Source organism: Arthrobacter sp. N199823, assembly GCF_002929705.1.
Lineage (GTDB): Bacteria > Actinomycetota > Actinomycetes > Actinomycetales > Micrococcaceae > Specibacter.
This window is the reverse complement of record NZ_PJIN01000002.1, coordinates 156,518-181,844: the sequence shown is the minus strand read 5'-3', so window position 1 is coordinate 181,844 and position 25,327 is coordinate 156,518. Positions and strand designations below refer to the sequence as shown.

Below are 25,327 nucleotides of genomic sequence, written 5' to 3'. Positions count from 1 at the left end.
CATGCAGATCATTGTTCAAATTGTCCTAGTCCTCGCCGTCATCATTGTGTCCTTGGCGCTCATGCGCGGCGGCTCCAATGCCCGCCATCTGGCCATTCGGCGCATGATGCTTGTCCTCTTTGCCCTCATCGCGGCGTTCTCGGTATTCTTCCCAACCATTCTGACCAGGCTGGCACAGCTGCTAGGCATTGGGCGTGGAACCGATTTAGTCCTCTACGCGCTGGTGGTCAGCGTACTGGTCTTCATGGCCACGACGTACCAGCGGTTCCGGCACCTTGAAAATTCGCTCACGAAGCTGTCTAGGCGCATCGCCATTGAGGAAGCTGAGAAGCCCTGGCTCGTGGACAAGGACCAGCACTAGGCAGGAATTCACTTCTAGAGCCAAAGGCCCGCTCCTGTCAGGGAGTGGGCCTTTGGCCTCTCTCTGATGTTCCGCCCAGCCGTGTCACTACGCTATGTAGGCGCCAACTTTAGGAATGCGCCTGACAACAGCTGCGGCCAGGAAGCTGGGGATCAATATTGCCACGGCTACCATGGGCACCGAGAACACCGGGTGTAGCAGAGCGGAGTTGATTCCATAGCCTGCCAGAAGCTCCTGGAAGAATGGATGCACCATATAGATGCCGAATGAGTACGCAGAAATTGGGCCAATGACTCTGCGCCACCTGGCAGACATCGAGTACCGCTCGCCCCAGTACTTAGCAGCACAGAAGACCGCAACTGCCACGATCACCACGTTCGGTGTGAGGTATTGATAAAAAAACACCGTGTTCTTGCCTTGGACACTCGACAGCCAAAATGTGCCAAGGGCCGTGATGGCAATCCCGGCGAGGCCGCCGAGCAGGCACCAGCGCAACGCAGCCCGCGACAACGCCACGGTGTTCAGGAGGTGTCCCAGGACGAAGAACATGGAGTAGCCAAGAACAAGGTGCAACTGGGCCTTATCAAGGGCGGCAGCCACAACCGGGCCAAGGACGGGAACTTCCACCAGCATGGGCAGGAATGAGGCAAACACCGCAGCCAGCGCCACAAAATACCAAGCCATAGCGCGGTCGGCAACAATCTTCCTCAGGAGAGGCGTCACCAGATACAGCCCAATCAACGCATAAATGAACCACAGGTGGTAGTAGCCCAGCACCAACTGGGCAACCGCATCCTTGGGGCTTCCGAAGCCGGTCGGCCCGAATCCCCGCCATGCAACATAGAAAATGGACCATACCCCAAAAGCCAGCAGCAGGCGGGGAATGCTCTTGCGCATCATGGAACGAATAGTGATGTTTTGCTCGGGACGCAAAAACAAGGCTCCACTGATCATGAAAAAGATGGGAACACAAAAACGAACGATACTGTCGTAAATGTTCAGCGCCTGCCACGACGTCGACGACGACGGCAGCGAGTACCACCTTGACGCTGCGGTATGGAGGACCACAACCGCCACAATGGCGATGGCCCGAAGGACATCGAAGTATTCGATTCGTTGACGTGCTGGCATGATTCCTTGACGCGATCTACGGGTTTGGTTGAGACCCGGTCCGATGCAAGCACGGAGGATACTCCTGCAATTATGCTATCCCACAACCACGTCTGGAACTCCCGGCCCGGCTAGCGCCGGACCCAGACCTGAAAGTTGCCCTGCCCACTCTTCAACACAAAATTTCGGGTCAGTTCCTCAATTGCCATGGGGGCGAGCCCGTAGTAGGCCAGCGATTTGCCAACAACGGCGGCTTGGGCATTCCTAAGCTGCTCCACCTGAAGCAATTCGGACGGCTTCGGTAGCCATGGCTCATCGGGTGGCAGCGCCTCAACCATTCGCGTCCCGTAAACGTCAACAATGGAACTGCAGCCGTGGTGCATGGAGCTGGACATGGAGTTACTGATGACGCCAAGGTATGCGTACGCGGTGAAGACACAGTCGTACTCTGAAACTTCGCGAGCCAGTTTCGTTTCATTGACGCCCGGCAGCGGCTTGGGATTAAGCTCAAATCCATGGATACCGATGGGAACCAGCAACCCCACCACCATGGCGGAAGCCACTGCCTGAGGCAGCAGCTTGCGACGCCGGGAGACGGCCCTGGTCGCCAAACCCACCACGACACCCAGACAAAGAGCGATGTAGGCGATCGTGAAATTGGGGTAGTGGTCAAAAAAACTCATGGACATCAGCAGGACGGCGGCGGTTGCGCCTGCGACAGCAGCCCACCAGAATTCATCAGCCCAAAATCCCGGCTTGAATCCCTGCGCAAGTCCCATGAGTGCCGAAACTAAGATTGCAAGGGCCCCCACCGCTGCCACGGCCGTGAGGGCGTTCTGGGGCAGCGAGATGCCCACAAAGTCTCCAAGCCGATAGGACAAATCTTTCATTGCGCCATCGGTGCGCGCCAACTGGGCCAAAATCACATCCTTGAACATTGCCCTCGGCGAGGCCAGAAAGAACGGACCCATGACAACTGTGCATGCCGCTGCCCCTGCCACCACAAATCGCAGGAGCAGCCTTGTCCCGAATCTTGCGGCGACCATCAGACAGAGCACAAGGATGGGGATGACGGCCCACAGCTTGAAGCACAAGGCAAGACCCAAAACAGCGCCAGCCACTGTCACTGCGCGTCTCGGGTGCAGCCGGCTGTCGCTCCGAAGTGCCACCAGGGCGAGCAGCGTGCAGGTGGTGAGCAGCGGCGAAAGCATCACCGAACGCTCGGCGATCGTGGCCGCCGTGGAAACAGCGTAGAGTCCAGCGCCCGCTACAACAGCAGCGTGGCCCCACTTCTTCAGCAACAGGCCTATCATTACCGTGTTCAGCGCCCCAAGCAATGCAAAGAACACCCGGGCCGACCCGATTCCAACAGTGTCCGAGACCAGCCATCCAAGCGCGGCAAACGGTGTCATCAACACGGCAATCCCGGGGGGGTGAACCAAAACAAAATCCTGATACGGAATGGATCCGGCAAGCAGGTGCACACCCGCGGCATAGTGGACCGCATCGTCATATCCTCTGAAGCCTCCCAATGTTCCCGACTCTAAAAGAGGTACGAGTCGGGTCAGGAAGGCCGTTGCGGCAAGTCCAGCTATGACAAAGGCCATCCCATTCACGGGCGGCATCACCTTGCCTCGGCGGTTCACGGCTTCGTGCTGCCGGGTGAGGACTTCAGGGTTTTTACCCATGGTTTTCCGTGGATCATGTCAGCTGACGGGCGACTTGTCGCGCACGGGCAGCCCAGGTGTTGTCCGCCCGGATGCGAAGGGCAGTGTCTGTGACATGCGCGATCTTCTCCGGGTTCTCCGCAAGGTCATCCAACAGCGTGGTGAGCGCCTCCTGATCGAAGGGAATGGCCCACCCGTTGCCATTCGCTTTCACGAATTCTGCGACGTTGGTCCCTTCATTGACAATGACCGGCTTGCCGAAGCCAATGTATTCAGCGAACTTAATGGGGGCAGCAAAGGACCGGTAGATGCTGGGTTCAATGAACAGCATGCAGATGTCAGACGTCGCATAGTAGGGCACCAGATCTGATCCATGCTTGTGCACAATCTCAATGCGGTCATTTATCAGGGGCTCATAGCCTGCCTGAACCTGCCGCCATTCGTCTTCCCTGGTGCAAATGGTAAGGAAGGCATTCTTGGAGGCGGCCACGGCGCGCACACAATCATGCAAGTTGTAGTAGCTACCCAGGCCACCTACATAAAACAAGCGGACGCTGTTGTCACCGGGGTGGCCTGCATCATTGATTTCGCCGCCTGGCGGAAGTGCCTCGTGCTTTTTAGCCGGGAAATGTGGCACGAATTTTCCCATCCCCATGGACGGCAGGTACAGCTTGTCAACAGCAAACTTATACGCAAGGAGATCAAAATTGTAGAGCAACCTTGTGCCGGTGTGGACAAGCGGGTTGAGCCCTTTTTTGTAGTCAGGGAAGCGCCAGTAGATGTCACGGTAGAACAGGCCCACCTTGATGCCGTTCCGCCGGCAAAATCGCAGGAATGCGACATCCATCAAAGGATGGCGGGGAAGATGGTCAGGATCGGTCAGGGCCGTGGGCATGGTGTGACTCTCGGAATAAACAAAGTCAAACCTCTCCCCGTGTGCAATGCGCGCCTTGAGTGCCTTGATCAGGCCACGGCGTTGCTTGGACTCCCCCGAGACGAGCTCCACCTCGTAGCCGACCTCCCTGAACGCCTCCAACATGCGCATGGGGCGCAGGGCACTGCCTGACTTGCCCTCCGGGTTCAGTGGGTAGGGAACGTGGTAAATCATACGGGCCATGGTTTTGGGGGCTTTCTAGTATTGAGGTTCCAGCGGTTTACCGCGCAGTTGCAAGTCATTTCATGTCAAGCTCGGAGTGCTACACAACCAATGGTGTGTTCTCAGGGTCTTTTTCATGATCAAATCTGTGTCCCACCCACAATGCCAAACCGGTGAAGACCACAAGAATGCCAGCCATCGCTAAGGCAACGATGGTCAGGTTCGCCACGATGTCCCCGTGCAGGAAATACAGCAGCGAGAGCGGCACTGCTGTGTAAACAATGGCATGGGCCAGCATGAGGTGTTGTGTTTCGGTGACCACAAAGATCGTTGAAATCGGTGAGGTGATCAGGCTCATGAAGAGCCAGGGAACCAAGGCACGGGCAATGAGTCCGGCATCCGCCCACTCCGCGCCTAGAACCACAGGGAACGCCCAGGGCGACAGCCAATAAATGAGTCCGAAGGGGACCACACCCAATATGGCCGAGCGGAACACCGAAGATTTCGCGAAGGCGAACATCGAACCCCGCTCCATGACAGCCAGCCGCTGGAAAAATACCTGCGACAGTGCACCATTGATCAGGCCCAAGGGAACTTCCAAGAGCTTCCAGGCCATGTAGAACTGGCCCAGCAGGGGGCCGGAATACATGATCCCAATGAGTATATTGATGCCGTTGGTGCGCACAGCGTCCAGAAGTGCATTGGGCCCGTTGAGCAACGGCATGCGGCGGTACCGGCCAAACAAGCCGCGAATGCTCGCCTCTGACTCATCAAGGCCCTCACGAACGTTGCGTCCCTTATACCGCAGCGTCAGCAGTGCTGCACTCTGGCCCAGCAGTGTTCCCACAATTAGGCCGCCAACGCCACCCAACTTGCCCAGCGCCAATCCCAGCTGGGCAACTGCTGTTCCACCGCTTTGCAACACGCGGTTGATTCCGATGGCTTTGTAGTCGCTTCTGCGGTTGAGCCAGTAGGTCAAGGCGGAAATCTCAGCGAGTGTGAAAACGCTCAAGCCAACAAGCCACAGCCACGGAGCCAGTTCCGGTTTGCCCATCACATCAGCAATGAGCGGGGCCCCGATCCCGCACACCAACGTGGCTGTGATGCTGACAAGCAGAATAAGCCGTGTGACGCCCTTCTTGAGCACCTTTGCATCGGCGTCCTTCTTGGGCAGCATGATCGCCATGTCATAGCGCAGTGCAGCAACTACTGTCACAGTTGCAACGATAGAAGAATACAGCGAAAACAGGCCGTAGGCCTCCGGCGAATACAGCCTGGACAGCACAGGTGTCAGCAGGAGCATGAGGATTTGCGCCAAGACAGTGCCAGTCAATAGCGTCAGCACATGTCGAATGAACTGACTAGCAAATATGCCCTTCACTTTGCCTGTAAGTCGTGTTTTGAGGCCTGATTCTGAAGTCACCTCCTTATTCATGCTCTCAACGACCCAAAGCCGCGTTTAATACCGCCTCGGCGCCTGTCGCACCTACAGCTTCCAAAGAGTAATTTTCGCTCACCCATTGTGACAGTTCTCGTCGCCGTTTCGAGTCGACGGAATTTTCGAGCATGGTTCTCATTGCGGCAGCTACAGCATCAGGATCCCAAGCGCAGGCGATTCCCAAGTCATGCTCCGTGACAAGATCATGCATAGGGCCGACACCAGAGTAGATTACTGGCGCACCGGCCGAAAGGCCTGCCAGGGCCTTTGTTGCGAAGGCAAAATCGTAGCCCTTTCCCGGTCGCACAGAGGCAAGATTTGCCACTGCACCACGGTGCCATTGGGCAATCTCTGTGCCTTCTTTGGGTGCGAAGAATTGGACCTGAGATCCACAGTCTGCGGATCTGGCCTTGAGCTCAGCCAATTCCACTCCCTGTCCAAACATCACCAGCTGAACGTCAGGGTAATCGTCCGCAATCGTCATGAACGCGTCGACGAATACACCTGCTCCCTGGATCTCCGACATGGTTCCGGCATAGACAAAAAATCGCTTGCCGATCTCTTTCACCAAACCAACAGGGGAAAAGGCAGTCGTGTCAACACCGGTGCCCACATTGACCACGTGGGCCTGATCTCTGGTGAGTTCTGCAATTTCCGTTTCCACCCCCGCAGAAACGGCTAGTACAGTCGCCGCTGATGTGAGAATGGAGCGTTCCAGTATCGTCACAGCGGCAACCACGGCATTGTTGACGCCTATCCCCCGTGCGGCACTTGATGAAACGTCTGCGGAGAAATATACGAATGGGACACGGCGCAGTCTTGCCGCCACCATGACAGCCAATCCGCTAGTTGGCGGAGGCTCGACGACAAAAACGTCAGGTCGCGCTCCGAAGAGAACCCGGAAAAACATCGGGATGTCAAAACTCAAATATTGGATGTAGCCACGCACATTGCCGCCTGCATCACGTAGAACAGGCCAACGACTAATCGCATAGCTCGGCCTAAATGGCTTCGAGTCTTTGGGTGCCTTTGTTGTCACTACGCTGACCTTGGCTCCAGCATCCATGAGGCCATCAACCAGGGCTTTAAGACGGAAGGCTGCCGCCCCTACCTCTGGGGCGTAGAGGCGGGAGACGACAGTTACTTTCTTGGGTTTTGCATCAGTCACGGAGTTGCGATTTTCACATTCGTTCCGGTGCGGGAGGATTCCAGCACAGCTTCGGCCACGAGCAGGGTGTCCTGACCTTCAGCCATGGTGACAACATCGTTGCGCAGTCCCAGAACGGCGTCGCGGAAGGCTTCGTGTTCGGTGCGCAACGGTTCCGGCTTGGCGATGGCCAAACGGGTCACGTTGCCTTCGGAGACGCCACGGAACGCGGCCATGGACTCCCATTCAGTGGCGACGGTCCCGTTCTCATAGAACGTCAGGTCTGCTGTCACTGTGTCGGCTACAAAGGCGCCCTTTTCACCGGTGACAATGGTCAGCCGTTCCTTCATTGGGGAAAGCCAGTTCACCAGGTGGTTGGTGATGACGCCGTTGGCGAGCTTGCCAGTGGCGGCAACCATGTCCTCATGCGGGCGCCCACTACGGGTGGTGGTCTGGGCAAATATCGACTCGAAGCGACTCTGGGCAAGCCAGGCAGTCAGGTCGATGTCGTGCGTGCCCAAATCCTTGACCACTCCGACGTCGGCAATGCGGGCCGGGAACGGGCCCTGGCGACGGGTAGCGATCTGGTAGACCTCACCGAGCTCGCCATCGGCAATCCGCTGACGCAGCGACTGCAGAGCGGGATTGAACCGTTCAATATGACCGACGGCACCAACCAGACCCTTGGCCGCGAACGCCTCCACGAGGCGCTGGCCAGCCGGTGCGCTAGCCGCAATGGGCTTCTCCACCAGGGTGTGGATGCCGGCGGCAGCAAGCGCCAGCCCGACTTCCTCGTGCATGCCGGTGGGCACGGCTGCAACGGCCATGTCGATGCCGGCAGCAATAAGTTCCTCAACGCTACTCAGGACAGTCAATTCCTTGGCGACACTGTGAGGGTCACCGTAGGCATCGGCCACGGCAACGAGATCCACGCCCTCGACTTCACGAATGACCCGCGCGTGGTGGCGGCCCATCATGCCCAGACCAATAAGGCCTACTCGCAAATTAGCCATGCTTAGGCACCAGCCTTCACGATAGTGTTCACGGCCGCGACGATGCGCTCGAGGTCGTTCTGCGACAGCGACGGGTGGACCGGCAAGGAAAGTACTTCCTTAGCGGCGATCTCCGTGTTGGGCAGGTCCTCGGCGCGGTTGAACGAGGGCAGACGGTGGTTCGGCACGGGGTAGTACACACCGGAACCAATGTTGAATTCTGAACGCAGGCGGGCATGCAGCTCGTCGCGGCCCTGGGGAACCCGAATGGTGTACTGGTGGTAGACGTGTTCAGCACCCTCGGCAACCTTAGGTGTTCCCACACCTTCAAGGTTGGCGGTCAGGAATGCGGCGTTGTCTTGGCGCTGTTTGGTCCAGCCCATGACCTTGGTCAGCTGGACGCGGCCAATGGCGGCGTGCAGATCGGTCATGCGGTTGTTGAAGCCAACCAGTTCGTTCTCGTACTGCTTGTCCATGCCCTGGTTGCGCAGCAGGCGAAGGTTGCGCTCCACCGTCGCGTCCGAGGTAGAGACCATACCGCCCTCGCCGGAAGTCATGTTCTTCGTGGGGTAGAGACTGAACATGCCGAACTTGCCGAACGTGCCCACCTTCTTGCCATTAACGGACGCACCGTGGGCCTGGGCGGCATCCTCATAAAGATCGATCCCATGCTTATCGGCCAGCGCCGCAAACGCCTCGGCAGCAAACGGGTGCCCGTACAAATGAACAGGCATGATGCCCTTGGTGTTCTCCGTGATGAGTGACTCCACATGAGCCACATCCAGCGTGTAGTAATCCAGCTCAATATCTGCAAACACCGGGGTTGCGCCGGTCAGCGCCACCGAGTTGCCCGTGGCCGCAAAGGTGAAAGACGGGACGATTACTTCGTCGCCTGCACCCACACCGGAGGCCAGCAGACCCAGGTGCAGTCCGGAGGTGCCAGAGTTCACGGCAACGCTGGCACGGCCATCCAACAAGACCTCAGAGAACTCGCCCTCAAAACTGGCCACCTCCTTGCCCTGCGCCAACATGCCTGAGAGCATGACGGCGTCGACCGCTGCACGTTCCTCGTCACCAATGATGGGTTTTGCTGCTGGAATAAAGTCCTGGCTCATGAGTTTTCCTCTGCCTCTTTCAGGGTATTTCCATCTTCAACATACTTTGCCCCGGTTTCCGGGCAAACCCAAAAACCACCCTCAGCATTCAGCGGGATGCCGGCTTTGCCGACCCACCCCAGCCGGCGGGCCGGAACGCCAGCCATCAAGGCAAACGCGGGCACATCCTTGGTCACCACGGCTCCGGCGGCGATCGTGGCCCACCGGCCGATCGTCAGGGGCGCTACACACACGGCCCGGGCGCCAACCGACGCCCCGTCCTCGATGGTCACGCCCACCGGGGTCCAGTCGTGTGCGCTCTTCAGCGAACCGTCCGGGCTGATGGAGCGGGGGTAGGTGTCGTTCGTCAGGACCACGGCGGGGCCTATGAACACGCCCTTGCCCAACACTGCGGGCTCGTAGACCAGCGCGTAGTTTTGGATTTTGGTGTTGTCACCGATCTTGACACCGGTGCCCACGTAGGCGCCACGGCCAACGATGCAGTTCTCACCAAGGACGGCGTCTTCACGTACCTGGGCAAGGTGCCAGATCTTGGTGCCTTCGCCGAGAATGGCTTGTTCTGAAACGTCGGCGCTGGCCGCGATGCTACTCATGCAGTGAGTTCCTCTCGATGAGCAATGGTTCCGTAAAACGAAAGTTCTTGTGTCATTATCTCAGCTATCCTGCGCCGCCCCGCACACGGTCGTAGATCTGCGTGAACTGGCTGGCAACATTTTCCGGCGTGAATCGCGTGGGCAACGTCCCGGAAATGGCGGCCGCGGACACCGTGGAGAACTTGTCAACGGCCGCGCAGACGCCTGCACAGAAGTCCTGCGCGCTTTCCCCGGAAACCAGCACACTGTTCTCCGCGGTGAGAAAATCCCGCACTGCAGGCAGATCGGTGATGACCACCGGCACGCCCATGGCGACGCTCTCGGCCGCGGCCATGCAAAAAGTCTCATGGGCTGTGGGCAGCAGGAAAATGTCTGCCCAGCGCAGGTGATCGGCTACCTGTGTCGGCGGGACCATGCCCGTAACTGTCACATGGCCTCCGAGTCCCAACCGGTCAATCTGTTGTTCAACCTCTCCCCGCAGGGGCCCATCGCCCACCCATGTGAGTGAGGCGTCCAGTCCTTGATTGCGCAACAGGTGAAGGGCCTCAACAGCCAGCCCGGGCCTCTTGCCAGCATTCAGCCCCCCGACGGACACTACTTCCACCCGCCCGGAATTGCCGCCGGTGCGATGGGCAGGCTCGCCCACTTTGGTAACAACGTTTGGAACAACGTAAACGGCGCCGCCCCGGCTGAATCGGCGCAGGCCCACGGCCTGCGCTTCACTGACTGCTGTCACGGCATGGGGCAGACGGAGCAAATACCGCAACCAGGACATGACAACCCAGGCCTTGGAGACGCTTGCAGGATTGTTGACCCCGCTCCAGTGCTCTGTGTGCACCCAGGTTTTGCGCCGGCCCAGGGCCGCGGGCGCAGCCACCGCGGCCGAGGTGAACGCCATAGTGTGCAGGATGTCGGCCTGTTTGAGCGCCTGCCTGAGGTGGCCAAGCACTACAGCGTAGCTCCATGGACGTTTGGGGGAGAGTGGAATCCGGGTTACCGAAATGCCCTCAAAGTCTTCCACTACCACACCGCCGCTGCGGCCCAGCATGATGTGAACAACCTTCACATCATGCTGGGCGGCGATGGCTCGGACATGGTTTAGTGCAAAGGGTGCCGTCGACGGCGCCTGGGCATCCGGAAACCATGTGGTGATGACAACAACACGCATGTCTCAGTTACGCCTTGCCAATGACACGGTAGATGACACGATCCCACTTCTCGGCGGCGCTGACGCGACGGCCATCGATGAACGCCTTCACACCGGGCAAATCCGACGGTGCCAGTTCACGGTATTCGCTGTGGTCCGCCTGTACGACTGCAGCATCCACTGCCTCACCCAAGTGGTACGGGACAAAGCCGAGACGGGTCAGTTCGGCATCCGTGTACATGGGGTCATGAACCAGGGCCGTGCCTCCACGGCGGTTGATGGCTTCAACGGCGTCGAACACTCCGGAGAACGCAGTCTCCTTGACTCCCCCGCGGTAGGCAGCACCAAGAACGACGACGCGTGCACCAGTCAGGGCTCCATAGGCACCTTCAAGCAGCCCAATGGTGTAGTCAGGCATATCAGCGTTAGCGGCGCGGGCGGCTCGTACAACAGTGGCTTCCGGATCGTTCCACAGGTACAACCGCGGGTAAACGGGGATGCAGTGCCCGCCAACGGCGATGCCGGGCTGGTGGATGTGGCTGAATGGCTGGGAATTAGAAGCCGCAATGACCTGGTAAATATCAATGCCGGTCTTTGCAGCGAAACGAGCAAATTGGTTGGCCAAGCCAATGTTCACATCGCGGTAGGTCGTCTCAGCGAGCTTGGCGAGCTCTGATGCTTCGGCAGAGCCCAAGTCCCAGACACCGTTGGCGCGATTCAGATCGGGGCGCTCATCGAAGTCCAAGACAGACTCGTAGAATTCCACGGCCTTGGCAGCCCCAGCTTCGGAAAGGCCACCAATGAGCTTGGGGTATTTGCGCAGATCTTCAAAAACACGACCGGTGAGAACTCGCTCAGGCGAGAACACCAAGTGGAAGTCCGTACCTTCAACCAGACCGGAGCCAGCTTCAAGGGCCGGCTTCCAGCGTGTACGCGTAGTTCCCACGGGGAGGGTGGTCTCGTAGGCAACCAAGGTGTTTGGGGTGAGGTGGCGAGCCAGCTCGGCAGTGGCTGTATCCATCCAACCGAAGTCTGGGTTGGCATCTTTGTCAACGAACAACGGCACCACAAGCACCACCGCGTCGGCATCGGGAACAGCCTGAGCATAGTCAGTCGTGGCGCGGAGCTTGCCAGACGGCACCAGCTCAGAGAGTTTCTCCTGCAAGTGCGCCTCACCGGGGAATGGTTCCTGGCCGGCGTTGACCAAGTCAACCACAGTTTGGTTGACGTCGACGCCCACAACCTCGTGGCCTTTGGAAGCAAACTGAACAGCCAGAGGGAGGCCGATTTTACCGAGGGCGATGACAGCGATCTTCACGTTTTTGTAGCCTTCTTCTTTCGCGCATTGATGACTTCGAGCTGGACAGTCGAAGTCAGGGCTTAGGTACTAGATTATAGGGATTTATTGATCGGCACTTTCATATGTGATCAAAACCGCCAACAGGACCCCAGTCTTTGACTGCTCTCAAACTCACGGCTCAAGCCCACGCCGACACCATGATCCCCTGAATAAGCCCCGTGCACTAGCAACTATCCAACATAAGTGAAGGAGGGAGCAAGATCACACGCTAGTTTAGGCAAGCAATAGCCATCTCATTACTAATATGGCCCGGTTTACTACTCTACTGGGACCCGGGCCTATGTCGTTTAGCTCTCGCAGCTAGGTGTTCGGCCGCAGGTCTGACTGTCAATGACCTGCCTTCGTCTCGAATCAACGGAGTATCCCCAGATGGAGGGAAATGACACCGCTCCGGTCCGCACCTTCGACCTAAAGTGTGAGCCCGCCAAGCAGGGTCGATGAAATCGTCTCAGCCCAAGACGCCCAAGGGTCTACAGCAGACCCAGGGCCCGTGCCAGTGGGTCTTCCAATGTCTTCGCAAAGGTTGTGGTCATGTGATTGTCTCGGAACACTAGGACGTTGCCGATCACCGGTGGGCAAGAATCGTTCTTGCAAAGATGAGACGTAAGGTCAATAGTCTGGACGTTCCCCACTTCCACTGCCGCGGTCAGTAAGGGATCTTTGAGGTTTTTCCGGGTCGTCACGCACTCCGCCGCGCCGGCGCCTTTCTGCTCCACGCAATCGGGAATTGAGATTTCCGGGTAGGGCATGTCTGCGATAACACTGACTTTGATTCCAGCATCCTGAAGCGGCCGGAGCATCTGGATATATCCTTCAACCAAAACAGCGTCACTTGCCCACCCCCATTTCAGAGATTTCTTGTAGCCGTAAGGCGTCATGCCCGAGATGATCACCCGATCAGGTTTTTGCTTAAGAATCTTTTTGAGGGAAACTGCATTCTGGCTCGAACAGTTGGAGTACGTGACGGTGGCGCTTGATGCCGGCGCCGCACTGAATGGGCAGCCGTTGCGTACCATGGCGCGAACTTTCCACCCGTGCTTCCTGCCCATGGCATCCAGCGGGTCCAAGAACTGACCCGCATGCGAGTCGCCAACCAAGACCATCGATTTGGAGCCCCCGAGGTCTCCATATCTGCACTGCGAATCAGCAATCTTTGCCGGATCGTAGACAGCACACCCGTCCTTGTAAGTTCGGGACATATCCTTCATGGCAATTGCCGGATCAGGGCTGATAGGGATCCCCGAGGGAACCTTCACTGGCTTGTCCGTATCAAAGGCCATGGCGCCCGGATAGTCCGGGGACGCCGTCTCTGAGACAGCCTGAACCAATTTCATCTGGACCACAGACCACGGCCCGGCAGCACTTATACAGCTCACCACAATGAAGCACGCCGCCAAACCGTAGGCCGATCGGTTCCCTACCCGAGGACGGAATCTCCGTCCTCCAGCTTGAATTGTGGGCTTGCCAAACCGGAAGCGTTGTTCGATCACGTGGTAGCTGAGAGATGCGAGCACCAGGCTGAGCGCCAGAATACTGGCACCACCAACAACGCCCGGCTGGTGACCCTTGAGCAAGATATAGAAAACAATGACGGGCCAATGCCAGAGATACAACGAGTAGGAAATATCCCCAAGATAGGTCAAGGGCCGCAAGCTCAGAACACGGGAGAAGCCGAATCGACTAAGGTCGTGGCCGCTCCTAGCAGGAGCCCCCGCTACGATGATCAGCACGGTTCCAACCACTGGCAACAAGGCGATGTAGCCGGGGAAAGCCATGGTTGTCTGGAAGGACACGGCGCTGACAAGCACCATGGCCACGCCGAGCCACCCTGCCACCACCTGCGCAAGGGAGCTAAGCCGCAGTGAGGAAAAGGCCAGGGCTGTGAGTCCGCCCAATGCCAATTCCCACATGCGTGTTGTGGTGGCAAAATAGGCGATGTCGTGGTTCTGGAACGAGAAAACTACCGAATGAACAAAGGATGCTGCTGAAAGAACGAGCAAAAACCATAGAGCAGAGCTCTTGGCATCAAGTCTAATTTTGCGTCCACACGCCACTGCCAAGATCAGCACTAACGGGATGAGCAAATAAAACTGTTCTTCCACTGCGAGTGACCAAAAGTGCTGCACGGGTGAGACCAGCTCTCCGGCAGACTCATAGCTGGTTGACCCAAAGGCCTGATTCCAGTTTTGAACTTGCAAGGCCGAGGCAACTACATCGCGTGCCACCTCTTGCCAACGGCTTTGCGGCAGCACGAGGACGGAGGCCACCATGACGCTGAGCAACACCACTGTACTGGCCGGAAGTAGACGCCGAATCCGTCAAGCGTAAAACGTCCCTAACTTCACGGTCCCGGTTTTGGCTAGCTCCCGAACCAGCGATGCTACGATCAGGTATCCGGAAATGACCAAGAAAATGTCAACACCAATAAATCCCCCGGGCAATTTACCTGGGAACAGGTGGTAAATGATGACAAGCCCGACCGCCAAGGTTCGCAGCCCCTGAAGATCAAGGCGTTTGATCCGGACCGGAGTCAGTGGCTCCTGCTTCACTGACCGCGCATCTTTGTAACAGCATCGTCAATGGGACCGTCAAAACGGACTTCACCGTGGTCGAGCAATACTCCCCGACTGCAGATCCGTGACACAAGGTCCAGATCGTGGCTGACGACAACAAGTGTTTTACCTTCGGCGGCCAGCTCTTGAATCTTGGCGATGCACTTCTTCTGGAATGGCTCATCGCCCACGGCCAGAATCTCATCCACGAGGAAGACCTCGGGGTCCGTGTGCACAGCTACTGAGAAGGCCAGACGCAGGTACATCCCAGAAGAATAGAATTTCACTTCTGTATCAATGAACTGACCAATTTCGGCGAAGTCCACAATGGACTGGAAGCGCTCGTTAATCTGATCTTCGGTCATGCCCAAGATGGCACCGTTGAGGAATACGTTATCGCGTCCGGAAAGATCATGATGAAATCCGGCGCCAACCTCAATCAGACCGGCCACCCGGCCACGTGTCCGCACCGTTCCGCTGTCAGGGATCATCACGCCAGAAATGTGCTTCAGCAAGGTGGACTTGCCGGAACCATTGAAACCAAGAAGCGCAACAGTTTCACCCTGCTTGACTTCCAGATCTACCCCCTTGAGGGCATGGAACTTTTCTGATAGGTCACCCTTGCGGCCCTGAATCAACCACACAAACGCTTCCTTGATGGAACGTGATCGGCGCAAAACGAACTGCTTGTTAATGCCCTTGACTTCGATTGCTGTGGTCATGTTAGAGCTCCTGCGCAAATCGGCCTTCGAGCCGACGAAAAGTCAGTTGTCCCCAGAGCAGAACAGCGGCGGAGATTACCACTGCCACCGGAATCCAGATGGACAAGAGATTGGGCGGGATCCCGGCTGAACCGTCAGTAGTCGGCAACCAGAACGCATAGTGGAAAGTCTCTACAGCAACCGTTATGGGGTTCAACTGGTAAATGAAGAACCAGGCTTCACCCAGCTTGGCCTGCACCATGGTCCAGGAGTACATGACCGGCGAAGCCCAGGTGGCAACCATGAGGAGCATGTCGACAAAGTTTTCCGAGTCCCTGAAGTACACGTTGGCTGCGCCGAAGAGCAGGCCCAGTCCGGTAGCAAGCAAGGCAACAATGATGAAGCCCACTACCGCTGCAGCCACTTGCAATAATGACGGGTGCCAGCCACTAAACAGACACGCCACCAGCAGGATCAATAGCTGCGGGAAGAAGTGGACCGCAGATACCCAAACAGATGCCACGGGGAACAGCTGACGCGGAAGGTAAATCTTCTTGATCAGCCCTCCATTGCCCACAATCGATCGTGATGCGTTACCCAGGGCTTCCGTGAAGAAGTTGATCAGAACAATGCCGGAGAACAAGTAGATCGCGTAGTTAGGCAAACCGGACTTGTTGGTCGGACTTTGCTCCAAGCCCAGAAAGACACCGAGCGCAACATAGAACACCACAAATTGGACACCGGGCTTCACATAGGACCACAAGATCCCCAAGACAGAACCGCGGTACCGGACTTTCAGTTCCTTACGGACCAAAAGCTTCAGCAAGAAACGTGCCCGCACCACATCTGCCAGTCCGCCACTCACTCCCGGGCGGACCAGCTCGCTGTTCGACTGTGTCATATGTGGCTAGTTCTCACTTTTTTCACTGTGGGCTTCGAACGTCTTTTCCCACGTCTGAATGGAGGTGATCTCGTTCAAGGCATTCTTGTACTGTGCGCTGAGCTTTTGCCAATCCTTCAGCACAGCCGCATGCAACTTAGTGCTTTCAGCCATCAACTTGCGCAACTGCTTGGGGTCACGCTTGTACCATGATGCACCAGTTCCTTCAGCGTTGGAAACCACAGCTGAATCGTACTGGGACATACGCCACCAGCGGTTGTCCTGATGAGCAATATTTGCCTGCGGACGTTCCTTGCTCGAAGTGGAAACTGGAATTGAAAGCTGGCGAATTACGGTCTTGGCAGCCCACGGCAGCAACCCAACATAGGACGGCGATGAAACACCGTGTCCATGCTTGGGCGGCTTGTCCATCTTCGGAGCCGGGTAAGAATCCGGATCTGAGGAGAACTGTGAGTCGGTGTAACCATTCATCATGGAGCGAATTTCCGGCAGTTTGCTGGGGAGCAGGCTGTGCAGCTGGTCTGGGCCAGCCAGCAGATCCCGCAGAGCCATGTTGCGGCCCTGGGCCGTTGCATACTGCATCGATACCAAATGCTTGACATCGTAAGCGTGTGACTGGCGGACAACCTTGCCACCAAACTCATACGGGCTGTGAATCAAGGCCGCAATCATACGGTTACGGGCGTGGAAGTAAGCCTGCCACCCCACAAGGTCATCCTTGTCAATCCAGGAAACGTGCCAAACGGCAGCACCGGGCATGGAGACAGTGGGGTAACCGGCTGCCTTCGCCCGCAAGCCATATTCGGCGTCATCCCACTTGATAAAGACAGGCAGTGACAGACCGATTTCGCGGATAATCTTCGTGGGGATCATGCACATCCACCAGCCGTTGTAATCAACGTCGACGCGGCGGTGCAGCCATCCGGTGTGCCGCAGGTTGGAGCCGACGAAGTCGTGTCCCAACGTCATCTCTTCGCTCGGTAGATCAGGCTGGAAGGTGTAGGGATTCACAACCTCGCCGAAAGTGTGAAGCACGGTTCTGTTGTACAGATCAAACATGTGTCCGCCCACAATGGTGGGTGTCTTGCATAGGTCTGCAAACGTCAGGAGCCGAATGATGCTCTCGGGTTCAACGACCACGTCATCATCCATCAGGAGGGCATAGTCGCTGCCGTTCTTGACCGACTCGTACATGCCGCGGGCAAAGCCACCGGAGCCGCCCAAGTTGTCCTGATCGATGATGCGCAACTTGCCAGCAAGGGCCTGCGCCACTTCGGCAAAGCCGTCAGCATCGGCAACCTTCTGGGTGCCCTGATCCACCAGGATCAGTTCCTTGACATGCTTCAACGCCTGAGGGTTCTGGGCGAGGAGCCTCAAGTTGTTAATGCAGAAATCAGTCTTATTGAGTGTAGTGATTTCCAGCGTGATGCTGCCAGGAGTCCTGGCTTCGCCTTCAGAACACCACTCTGCATCTTTGAGGACCAGCGATTCAGATCCGGCGACTAGGTCAAACCAGTACCAGCCACCATCACCAAAGGGCTTCAGGGAAAGGTCAAAGTTGCTAACGGCATCGCCATCAACACGAACAGAATCAACGCGTTGCAGCGCACCGCGGGCGTTTGACTTGTAGACGATCACAGCACCGGAACCTGAAGTGGAGACACTCAGCCGGACGTTGTCCACTGTGGTCCAGCGGCGCCAGTAACTTGCCGGGAAGGCGTTAAAGTACGTACCGAAGGAGACTCGCTCGCCAGCTCGGACCGACGTTGAGTACCGCGACAGGAAGTCCTCAACGTGGACTTCCTTGGTCGGGGCAGTCGCTCCTTGACTTGATTTGGCGTCCCGCATGGTGTGGGGAGTTCCCAAAGTAGGCAGTTGAACCCCCATGGCACTGCCGGTGTCCATGTACAACGGTGCCGTGTCCATCTGGCTCTGCTCGGGCAGAATCACTCGCTGGAGGGTGCGCCATTCGCGTGACTGCGGTGCCGCCGTCGTGCTTTCCAAATTCTCAGTTACGCTCACGCGTCAACTCCTCCGCTTTGCAGCTTCGCACCGCCGGTGAAGTGCGGCTTAATCTTGTTGTCGTACATGTTCAGGGCCGAACCGATGGCCATGTGCATGTCGAGGTACTTGTAGGTGCCCAGGCGGCCGCCGAACAGCACGTCCTTTTCGCCGCGGGCCAGGTCGCGGTAGGCCAGCAGCTTGCTGCGGTCATCGCTGGTGTTCACGGGGTAGTACGGCTCGTCGCCCTTTTCGGCGAAGCGGCTGAACTCGCGCATGATGACAGTGGCGTCCTTGGTGTAGGCGCGTTCCGGGTGGAAGTGGCGGAACTCGTGGATGCGCGTGAACTTCTGCGCCTCATCCGGGTAGTTCATGACGGCGCAGCCCTGGTAGTCCTCGATCGGCAGAACTTCCTGCTCCAGATCGATGGTGCGCCACGACAGATCGCCCTCGGCGTAGTCAAAGTAGCGGTCAACAGCGCCGGTGTAGATGACCGGAACCTGACCGGTGACAGCCTTACGTGAGTACTCGCCGTCGTCAAAGAAGTCGGTGTTCAGCACAACTTCAATGTTCGGGTGATCCGCCATCCGCTCAATCCACGCGGTGTAACCGTCAACCGGCAGGCCCTCGTGAGTGTCGTTGAAGTAGCGGTTGTCATAGTTGTAGCGGACAGGCAGACGGGAGATGATCTCGGCCGGAAGATCCTTGGGATCGGTCTGCCACTGCTTGCCCGTGTAGTGCTTGATGAACGCCTCGTAGAGAGGACGGCCAATAAGTTGGATGCCCTTATCGTTCAGGTTCGCCGGGTCAGTTCCCGCAAGCTCGCCGGCCTGCTCCTGGATCAGCGCACGCGCCTCACCCGGGCCCATGGACGAACGGAAGAACTGGTTGATGGTGCCCAAGTTAATGGGCATCTGGTAGACCTCACCTTTATGCGAGGTGTACACCTTGTGCTGGTAGTTGGTGAACGCCGTAAAACGGTTCACGTACTCCCACACGCGCTCGTTGGAGGTGTGGAACAGGTGCGCGCCATAGCGGTGCACCTCAATGCCCGTCTGCGCCTCGTTCTCGCTGTAGGCGTTACCGCCAATGTGGTGGCGGCGGTCGATCACGGCCACCTTCAACCCCAACTCGGTGGCGGCACGTTCTGCAATGGTCAGGCCGAAGAAACCTGAACCGACGACGACTAGGTCAGCGTTCACAAACTCTCCCGTAATACTTGGTGACGATGTATTGGGCACAGCAGTGCCACGATCTATCCCCCTAGGTTACCTGACCGTTATCTCCGGACCCTGCATACGTGGTTATCGTCACAGCCGCGTGCTTTCCTTCCTCCACACGCTGCGCCCTTACGTTCATTGCTCACAAAGCACGACGCCGGACCCCACCGCCGCACGTTCCTCTCCTATGCTCGGGGTGAGAGGGCGGTTGGTCGGTAGCTTGGGCAGGTTCGCTAGGGAGAGTGCGATGCGGCTGGAAATCACGATGGTGGCTGGTTCCGGCGTGTTTGCACCCGTAGAGCTCAGCGTCACGTGGCCACCGGGCGCCACGTGTTCTGGATTGTCTCTGCAGCAGGCACTAGACGGGCAATGGCCGGGCTTTGTCTTCACAGTTGCCGGGCATCTGCTGGGCACCTTACAACCGGCCCATGCCGCGTTGTGCAATGGCGCTGTGGTGGTTGCTTGGCCGGCGGACGCTGTCCCTGCTGGCGATGCGCCAGCTACCGCCGAGCCAGCAAGTGCTGTCCTGTCCGGCGCTGTACCAACAAGCCCTGTGCCGCCGGGATCTGTCCCATCCGTGTCCGTATCTGTACCGTCCGGTTCCGTGGCACTGTTGGTTGTCTGCTCGGGCCCTGCCGCCGGGACAATCTTTACTCTGCGCCGTGGAAGCTACAGTCTGGGCCGCGGGCGGTGCCGGCTGCAACTACCTGACCCTGCCCTGTCCCGACATCACGGCACATTGGTGATTGGTTCTGCGCGCATCACGTTAACGGCGGTCCACGGCTCCTCCGGTTTCCTCCTTCACAGCACATCCGACGGACCAACGGCGAGCGCTCATGCAGTCAAAGGGACCATCTCTCTAGAAACTGGGCAGCGGATCAGTTGTGGAAACTCTCAGTGGGAGTTGCGACTGCCCAGACAGATCCAAGACGGCGGCCTGTTGTGGCACTCAGTAGCGACGGGCTCAGGGTCGACCGGCACAGGGCCGACCGGCACAGGGGCGACTGGCACAGGATCGAGGGGTTCCTCCCCCGCGAATTCTGCGCCGGCGGCTGCTGCTCCGTTGGACTCAAACCTTGGCTGGGCCCCTGCTCCTCCGTTCGGCCGCGGCGCTGCTTTTCCCTCTGCTTCTCCCCTTAGCCCTGACCGTCGCCCTGATGCCGGCTCAGCCGCGAGTATGTCTGCATCTCACGTGTTCCCGGTGTCACTGCTGAACATTTCAGCAACGGCTCCCCTAGCTATCCCGCAGACATCGCGCTCATCCCGCGCTTCCGTCGCCCTACTGCTAACTGGGCTACTCCCCTTACTAATGGGCACAGCGTTGGCCATGTTTACCGGTTCCATGATGTTCCTGGCTTTTGCTGCCATGGGCGCAGTGACAGTGCTCGTTCCACTGCTCGGTGGTTCCAAACGGCGCAGGTCCTTCCGGGATGACGTGGCACGTGCCGTGGTCCGGGACGCCGAACGGGCGGAGCGCGTTTTTCCCGACGCCGCCACGATCGTACTGAACGCATCGAATTCGCAAAACGTACCACCCACGGCAGCCCGGACCGCTGCCTCTGCTCCCATTTCTGGCTCGGGTCCTGGCGCCCCAGGGCTTGCCCTCCGTGTGGGGCTTGGCTCCCGCTCCGCGCACATCGTCGCTGATCCGCCCGATCCGGGGTTCACGGCACCCCGCGTTCATTCGCTACCGTTCGTGGTTCCACTGAGTACCGAACCCCTCATCATTAGCGGTCCAGCCGGAGTCGCGCTCTCCTTGCTGAACTTCGTCTTGATGCAACTCGATGCTGCAACTGTCCCCGTGGTTGTGCTGGGTACCCCGGACAGTTTGCCGTGGGCAGCGAGGTTCCTGCCCCATACCGAACTGGCCATGTCAGCCGAAGCCGCTCAGCGCGCACTGACTGCCATGTCCCGCACTGTTGGAGCCGGCCGTCCTGGTCAGGAGCAGCCTGGCGAAGGGCCAGCGCCACCCTGTGTGCTGCTGATCGTTGGAAGTGTCAATTTCTCCGGGATGCAATGCAGCCCCCACGTTCGCACCGTCCATGTCAGGATGGACACGGCCGGGCCAGCTGGGCCCTCGGTGGGGCCCTCGACGCAGGCCACAGTGCAGCTGCAAATCCGGGGACCCACCATTGTGGGGTCATTCTCAGGGCAGGAGTTTACGCCCGACGGCGTCACCCCAACAGTATTTGCCGCCCACGCCCGCCGTCGTGCGCAATCAGAAGCAACACAACAACAGGAATCTCCCGGCTCCCTGGCTATTAACTTCCTGCCACTGCCCGACCAGTGCACCGCCGCGTCCCAAGCTGCCGCATGGGCGGCCTGCGCCGGAGGGCCGCTGCTTCCCGTGCTTATCGGGCAGTCGTCACGCGGCCCCACCAAATTTAGCTTCCATCACGATGGGCCACATCTACTGGTTGGGGGCACCACGGGCTCCGGGAAGTCAGAGTTTCTGCGAGCGCTGGTGGGCAGTCTCGCCGCCAGCCACTCCCCCGCCGATCTGCAATTTGTGTTCATTGACTTCAAGGGCGGAGCAGGCCTGGGCGCGTTGGAGAAGCTGCCCCACACCAGTTCATTGGTCACGGATCTGGGCGGCCACGGCATGGATCGGACCTTGGCGTCACTGCGGGCCGAACTGCACCGACGCGAGGCGGCGTTATCCGCCGCCGAAGTTGCCGACAGCTACGCCTACCGAATCCACTCTCACCAGCTGGGTGCGGGTTCAAGTCACCATGCCATGGCGCATCTGGTAATTGTGGTGGATGAATTCCGGGTCCTGGTGGATCAGTTCCCTGATGCTCTGGCGGAGCTTATGCGAATTGCCGCGGTGGGCCGCTCCTTGGGTATCCATCTGGTCATGGCCACGCAACGGCCCCAAGGAGCGGTGAACGCGGACATCCGCGCCAACGTGACCAGCTCGATTTGCCTGCGGGTGCAATCCGGTTTTGATTCCGTCGATGTCATTGGCAGTTCCGTAGCGGCGAACATTGCTGTGGACACTCCGGGCCGGGCCTACATCAGCCGCGCTGGCGGACGGCCGGAGGAATTTCAAAGTGCCGTGCTCGGTCTACCGGCCACTGGGGCGAGTTTGCTACCCACCGTGGAGCGCACGGACGCACAGGAACCAAGCAGCGACGCTCCGTACCCTGCCGCGCTGGTGGCTGCCGGCGGGGTTGAAGCCGTGGCAGCGCTCATGTCACAGGCGTGGATTAACGCCTGTCGCTTGGACTCCACACTCGTAGCCGCCCCTGCCGTCGTGGCCCCGGAACTGCCCGCCGAAGTGGACTTTGCGGAATGTGGAGATTGGCGAGCTGGTGGGGAGTCCGATGAGTCCGACGGTGCTGTGACGTTGGGCATTTTGGATCTGCCGGAACAGCAATGCCTGCGGCCTTTACGCTGGCATCCTGTGCACCATTCCCACCTGGCGTGTTTTGGTACCGGATCCGAACCCTCCCGTGCCGTGGCCTTGGTGGCGGGGCGCCTGTTGGCCGCCGCCGCGGATTTGCCGGAAGCAAAGCAGGCACAGGCTCCCCTGTTGTACATGCTCGACGCCGATGCCTCACTGCGGGATTTTGCGGCCAGTCAGTGGGTGGGCAGCTATCTGACGACCGATCACCTGCGGACCGCCGAACATCTGATACATCGGCTCAGTGACACAGCAAGAAATTGCAGGCATCCTTTGGTCCTGTGCATCACCGACTGGGGCCGCTGGATCACCGCGTTCAGATCCAGTCCCTGGCACGAGGCTGAGGAGCGCATCTCCGAGCTGGTGCGCTTCGGCGGAAAGAACCTCACCCTAGTTGTGGGTGGTGCCCGGGAACTGCTCACCGCTGGATTCATGGCAGCCATTCCCAACCGGATGTATCTGAGTCATGGGAGTCCGGCCGAGTCCACCATGTTGTGGCCCCGTTTGCCGGCGTTTGCCCCGCTGCCCGGACGGGCTGGACTCGACGGGGCTATCAATTCCGGTGGCACACCCGAATTGCTAAACCACATGCATGTTGCTCAATTGGGTAAGCTTCTGGCACCGGAAATGGATAGGTATTTGCGGCTGCCGGAGACCCAACTACCGGAAAGGCAGGATTTTGCAGCGCGGATCTTGCGTGTGGCTCCCCTGCCAGATTCTTTGCCTTCATTGCACCTCGAGAAACTCAGGGCACTAGCCGCAGCGTCCTCTGGCATCAGTGGAACGGGCATTTCACTGGTGTTGGGTTGGGGCGGCGACGGCGAGGATCCTATCCATGTGCGGCTGGAGCCCGGCGCAGTGTTGCCAGTTGTTGGGGGTCCGCAAACTGGCAAGAGTAGCTTCTTGCGGATGCTCGCACACGTCAACGGTGCCAACTGGCTTGATGCGCTAGCATCCAATTCCGGATCAATGGGAACTGGTTCAGCAGGTACCTATTCAGAAAGTGCCAGCTTCCGGGGCACCGACCCAGCTGCCCCTAGGTCAACCCGGGCTGGGCAGGTGCTGCTCCTGGATAATCCGCTGTCCATGGCAGCTGATCAACTGCACATTGCCGGGGAGGCGCTGACTGCCGGTGCGGTGCTGATTGTTGCCCTGCCCTATCCGGGCCCAGCAGTCTCACGGTTGCCACTTGAGTGGGGACTGCGCACCACTCAGCAAGGGGTCTTCCTTCGGCCGCAGAAGGTCAACGATGCGGAGCTGTTCGGCGTCCGTCTGGACACTGCCGGGTCCGAGCCTCCGGGGCGTGCGGCCTTGATCGATGGCGTCCGCCGGGAGTGGTTTCAATTCCCTCAGCCGGAAGCCTAGCGGGAGCCTAATCCGCCCTGCATGACACAAGCTGGAACTACCTCGAAACGGTTACGCCAGAACAGCCGAGCCCAGAATTGATGCTGCCAGAACCGGCACGCTAGAGCAGTTTTCCTTCCGATTCGCCAGATTCGTCTGATTCGCCGGCCTCATTGGATGCCTTGCGCAGCGAGAACTCCACCACCTTGGGCGTGAACAGGAAGTAAGCAGTAGCCAGCGGTGGCAGCAGGAGCAGCAGACCCAAGGGAATTTGGCCTTCTAGTAGGGCAGGAACACCAATGGCCATCATGAGTAATTGCCAGACAAACGCGGCCGATCGGGTCCACCTCATACCTTTGAAGGCGTTGACTGCCACGCCGGCCAAACCTGCAGCCAGGCCGAAAATAAGCACTGTCAGGAAAATACCGCTGGTGACCGAGTGGCTGGGCTGTGTCAGTAGCGATAGCAACGACCAAACGCCCATGACCGCCAGCGCCAGCGCTTCTAGTCCCACCACCACGGCAATGACATAGACACCCACTGGTCGGGTTATATCACCCTTGACAGGGGCCGCCTCCACCGCATTGTGGCCATCAGGAACGGGCAACTCGGCTGGGGTTTGGGGATCTTTACGCACACAAGAACCTTATCGGAGATTGCCGCAGACGGGCTGTGAAGCAAAAAGCCATTGTGACGCATCGCTCATGCTTATAAGCTATTATTTCGGCCCTAACCTCTTGTTTACATAGAGTTAACATGACACGCTTAACTCAATGACCTAAAAGGGCCCAGATGGGCCCTTTCTTATGTGGCCTAAAGTGAAATTTTTCACAAGACGCCTCCGTTCTAAAAGGAGTAAGTGATCAGCATGGACTGGCGTAGTCGCGCAGCCTGCCTCGACAAGGACCCGGAACTGTTCTTCCCAGTGGGGAACACCGGACCAGCCTTGCTGCAGATCGAGGAAGCAAAGAGCGTTTGCCGTCGCTGCCCCGTGATTGACACCTGCTTGAAGTGGGCTATCGAATCCGGCCAGGACGCAGGAGTCTGGGGTGGCCTGAGCGAGGACGAGCGTCGCGCCATGAAGCGTCGCGCAGCTCGCGCCCGCCGAGCCAGCTAGCAAACGCTCCAACTGACCCGCAGCAATCAGAAGATTGCTGCGGGTCAGTTTTTTAAGCA

General features: G+C 58.5%; 20 protein-coding genes. 3 read left to right on the top strand and 17 right to left on the bottom strand.

The features are described 5' to 3' along the window. The first annotated feature begins 1 nt into the window (after position 1). Positions 2–361, top strand: a complete 360-nt coding sequence (locus CXQ93_RS04750; RefSeq protein ID WP_062286981.1) for a DUF2304 domain-containing protein — start codon at positions 2–4, stop codon at positions 359–361. A gap of 87 nt (positions 362–448) precedes the next feature. Here the strand turns inward: CXQ93_RS04750 and CXQ93_RS04745 are convergent, their stop codons facing one another. From CXQ93_RS04745 to glf, 16 genes are all read right to left on the bottom strand, one after another. Then, a complete protein-coding gene (locus CXQ93_RS04745) occupies positions 449–1,492 on the bottom strand; it encodes an acyltransferase (protein WP_104109341.1) in 1,044 nt (347 codons plus the stop codon). Positions 1,493–1,602: 110 nt separating this feature from the next. Then, positions 1,603–3,159, bottom strand: a complete 1,557-nt coding sequence (locus CXQ93_RS04740) for a hypothetical protein (protein ID WP_104109340.1) — start codon at positions 3,157–3,159, stop codon at positions 1,603–1,605. 13 nt (positions 3,160–3,172) lie between these two features. Next, on the bottom strand, positions 3,173–4,255 hold the full coding sequence (locus CXQ93_RS04735) for a glycosyltransferase family 4 protein (RefSeq protein WP_104109339.1): 1,083 nt from the start codon (positions 4,253–4,255) through the stop codon (positions 3,173–3,175). 79 nt (positions 4,256–4,334) lie between these two features. Next, positions 4,335–5,669 carry a lipopolysaccharide biosynthesis protein gene (locus CXQ93_RS04730; RefSeq protein ID WP_104109338.1) on the bottom strand — a complete coding sequence of 445 codons (1,335 nt, stop codon included), beginning with the start codon at positions 5,667–5,669 and terminating at the stop codon, positions 4,335–4,337. 4 nt (positions 5,670–5,673) lie between these two features. Then, a complete protein-coding gene (locus CXQ93_RS04725) occupies positions 5,674–6,840 on the bottom strand; it encodes a glycosyltransferase (RefSeq protein ID WP_104109337.1) in 1,167 nt (388 codons plus the stop codon). After that, positions 6,837–7,832 carry a Gfo/Idh/MocA family protein gene (locus tag CXQ93_RS04720; RefSeq protein ID WP_104109336.1) on the bottom strand — a complete coding sequence of 332 codons (996 nt, stop codon included), beginning with the start codon at positions 7,830–7,832 and terminating at the stop codon, positions 6,837–6,839. Before CXQ93_RS04720 ends, CXQ93_RS04725 begins: the two co-directional genes overlap by 4 nt. Before the next feature lie 2 nt (positions 7,833–7,834). Then, on the bottom strand, positions 7,835–8,926 hold the full coding sequence (locus CXQ93_RS04715; RefSeq protein ID WP_104109335.1) for a DegT/DnrJ/EryC1/StrS aminotransferase family protein: 1,092 nt from the start codon (positions 8,924–8,926) through the stop codon (positions 7,835–7,837). Next, complete coding sequence (locus CXQ93_RS04710) at positions 8,923–9,519, bottom strand: acyltransferase (protein ID WP_104109334.1); 597 nt, start codon at positions 9,517–9,519, stop codon at positions 8,923–8,925. Before CXQ93_RS04710 ends, CXQ93_RS04715 begins: the two co-directional genes overlap by 4 nt. Before the next feature lie 64 nt (positions 9,520–9,583). Beyond that, a complete protein-coding gene (locus tag CXQ93_RS04705) occupies positions 9,584–10,687 on the bottom strand; it encodes a glycosyltransferase (protein ID WP_104109333.1) in 1,104 nt (367 codons plus the stop codon). Positions 10,688–10,694: 7 nt separating this feature from the next. Further along, positions 10,695–11,984 carry a nucleotide sugar dehydrogenase gene (locus tag CXQ93_RS04700; RefSeq protein ID WP_104109332.1) on the bottom strand — a complete coding sequence of 430 codons (1,290 nt, stop codon included), beginning with the start codon at positions 11,982–11,984 and terminating at the stop codon, positions 10,695–10,697. Between the two features lie 512 nt (positions 11,985–12,496). Then, positions 12,497–14,341 carry an acyltransferase family protein gene (locus CXQ93_RS04695; protein ID WP_374953391.1) on the bottom strand — a complete coding sequence of 615 codons (1,845 nt, stop codon included), beginning with the start codon at positions 14,339–14,341 and terminating at the stop codon, positions 12,497–12,499. A gap of 3 nt (positions 14,342–14,344) precedes the next feature. Further along, on the bottom strand, positions 14,345–14,575 hold the full coding sequence (locus tag CXQ93_RS04690; protein WP_104109330.1) for an acyltransferase: 231 nt from the start codon (positions 14,573–14,575) through the stop codon (positions 14,345–14,347). Further along, a complete protein-coding gene (locus CXQ93_RS04685; protein ID WP_104109329.1) occupies positions 14,572–15,300 on the bottom strand; it encodes an ABC transporter ATP-binding protein in 729 nt (242 codons plus the stop codon). Before CXQ93_RS04685 ends, CXQ93_RS04690 begins: the two co-directional genes overlap by 4 nt. 1 nt (position 15,301) lies before the next feature. Continuing rightward, a complete protein-coding gene (locus CXQ93_RS04680; RefSeq protein WP_104109328.1) occupies positions 15,302–16,180 on the bottom strand; it encodes an ABC transporter permease in 879 nt (292 codons plus the stop codon). A gap of 6 nt (positions 16,181–16,186) precedes the next feature. After that, positions 16,187–18,106, bottom strand: coding sequence for a glycosyltransferase (locus CXQ93_RS04675; protein WP_104109725.1), 1,920 nt, complete (start codon positions 18,104–18,106; stop codon positions 16,187–16,189). A 92-nt stretch (positions 18,107–18,198) separates the two neighbouring features. Next, positions 18,199–19,383, bottom strand: a complete 1,185-nt coding sequence (gene glf / locus CXQ93_RS04670; RefSeq protein WP_104109327.1) for a UDP-galactopyranose mutase — start codon at positions 19,381–19,383, stop codon at positions 18,199–18,201. A 265-nt stretch (positions 19,384–19,648) separates the two neighbouring features. Between glf and CXQ93_RS04665 the strand changes: the two genes are divergently transcribed. After that, positions 19,649–24,172 (top strand): FtsK/SpoIIIE domain-containing protein, encoded by a 4,524-nt coding sequence (locus tag CXQ93_RS04665; RefSeq protein WP_181036051.1) that lies wholly within the window; start codon positions 19,649–19,651, stop codon positions 24,170–24,172. A gap of 100 nt (positions 24,173–24,272) precedes the next feature. Here CXQ93_RS04665 and CXQ93_RS04660 read toward each other — a convergent pair whose 3' ends face one another. Beyond that, positions 24,273–24,788, bottom strand: a complete 516-nt coding sequence (locus CXQ93_RS04660; RefSeq protein ID WP_146073160.1) for a hypothetical protein — start codon at positions 24,786–24,788, stop codon at positions 24,273–24,275. Positions 24,789–25,019: 231 nt separating this feature from the next. Here CXQ93_RS04660 and CXQ93_RS04655 point away from each other — a divergent pair, with 231 nt between their 5' ends. Continuing rightward, positions 25,020–25,268, top strand: a complete 249-nt coding sequence (locus CXQ93_RS04655; RefSeq protein ID WP_038469266.1) for a WhiB family transcriptional regulator — start codon at positions 25,020–25,022, stop codon at positions 25,266–25,268. Positions 25,269–25,327: the final 59 nt, after the last annotated feature.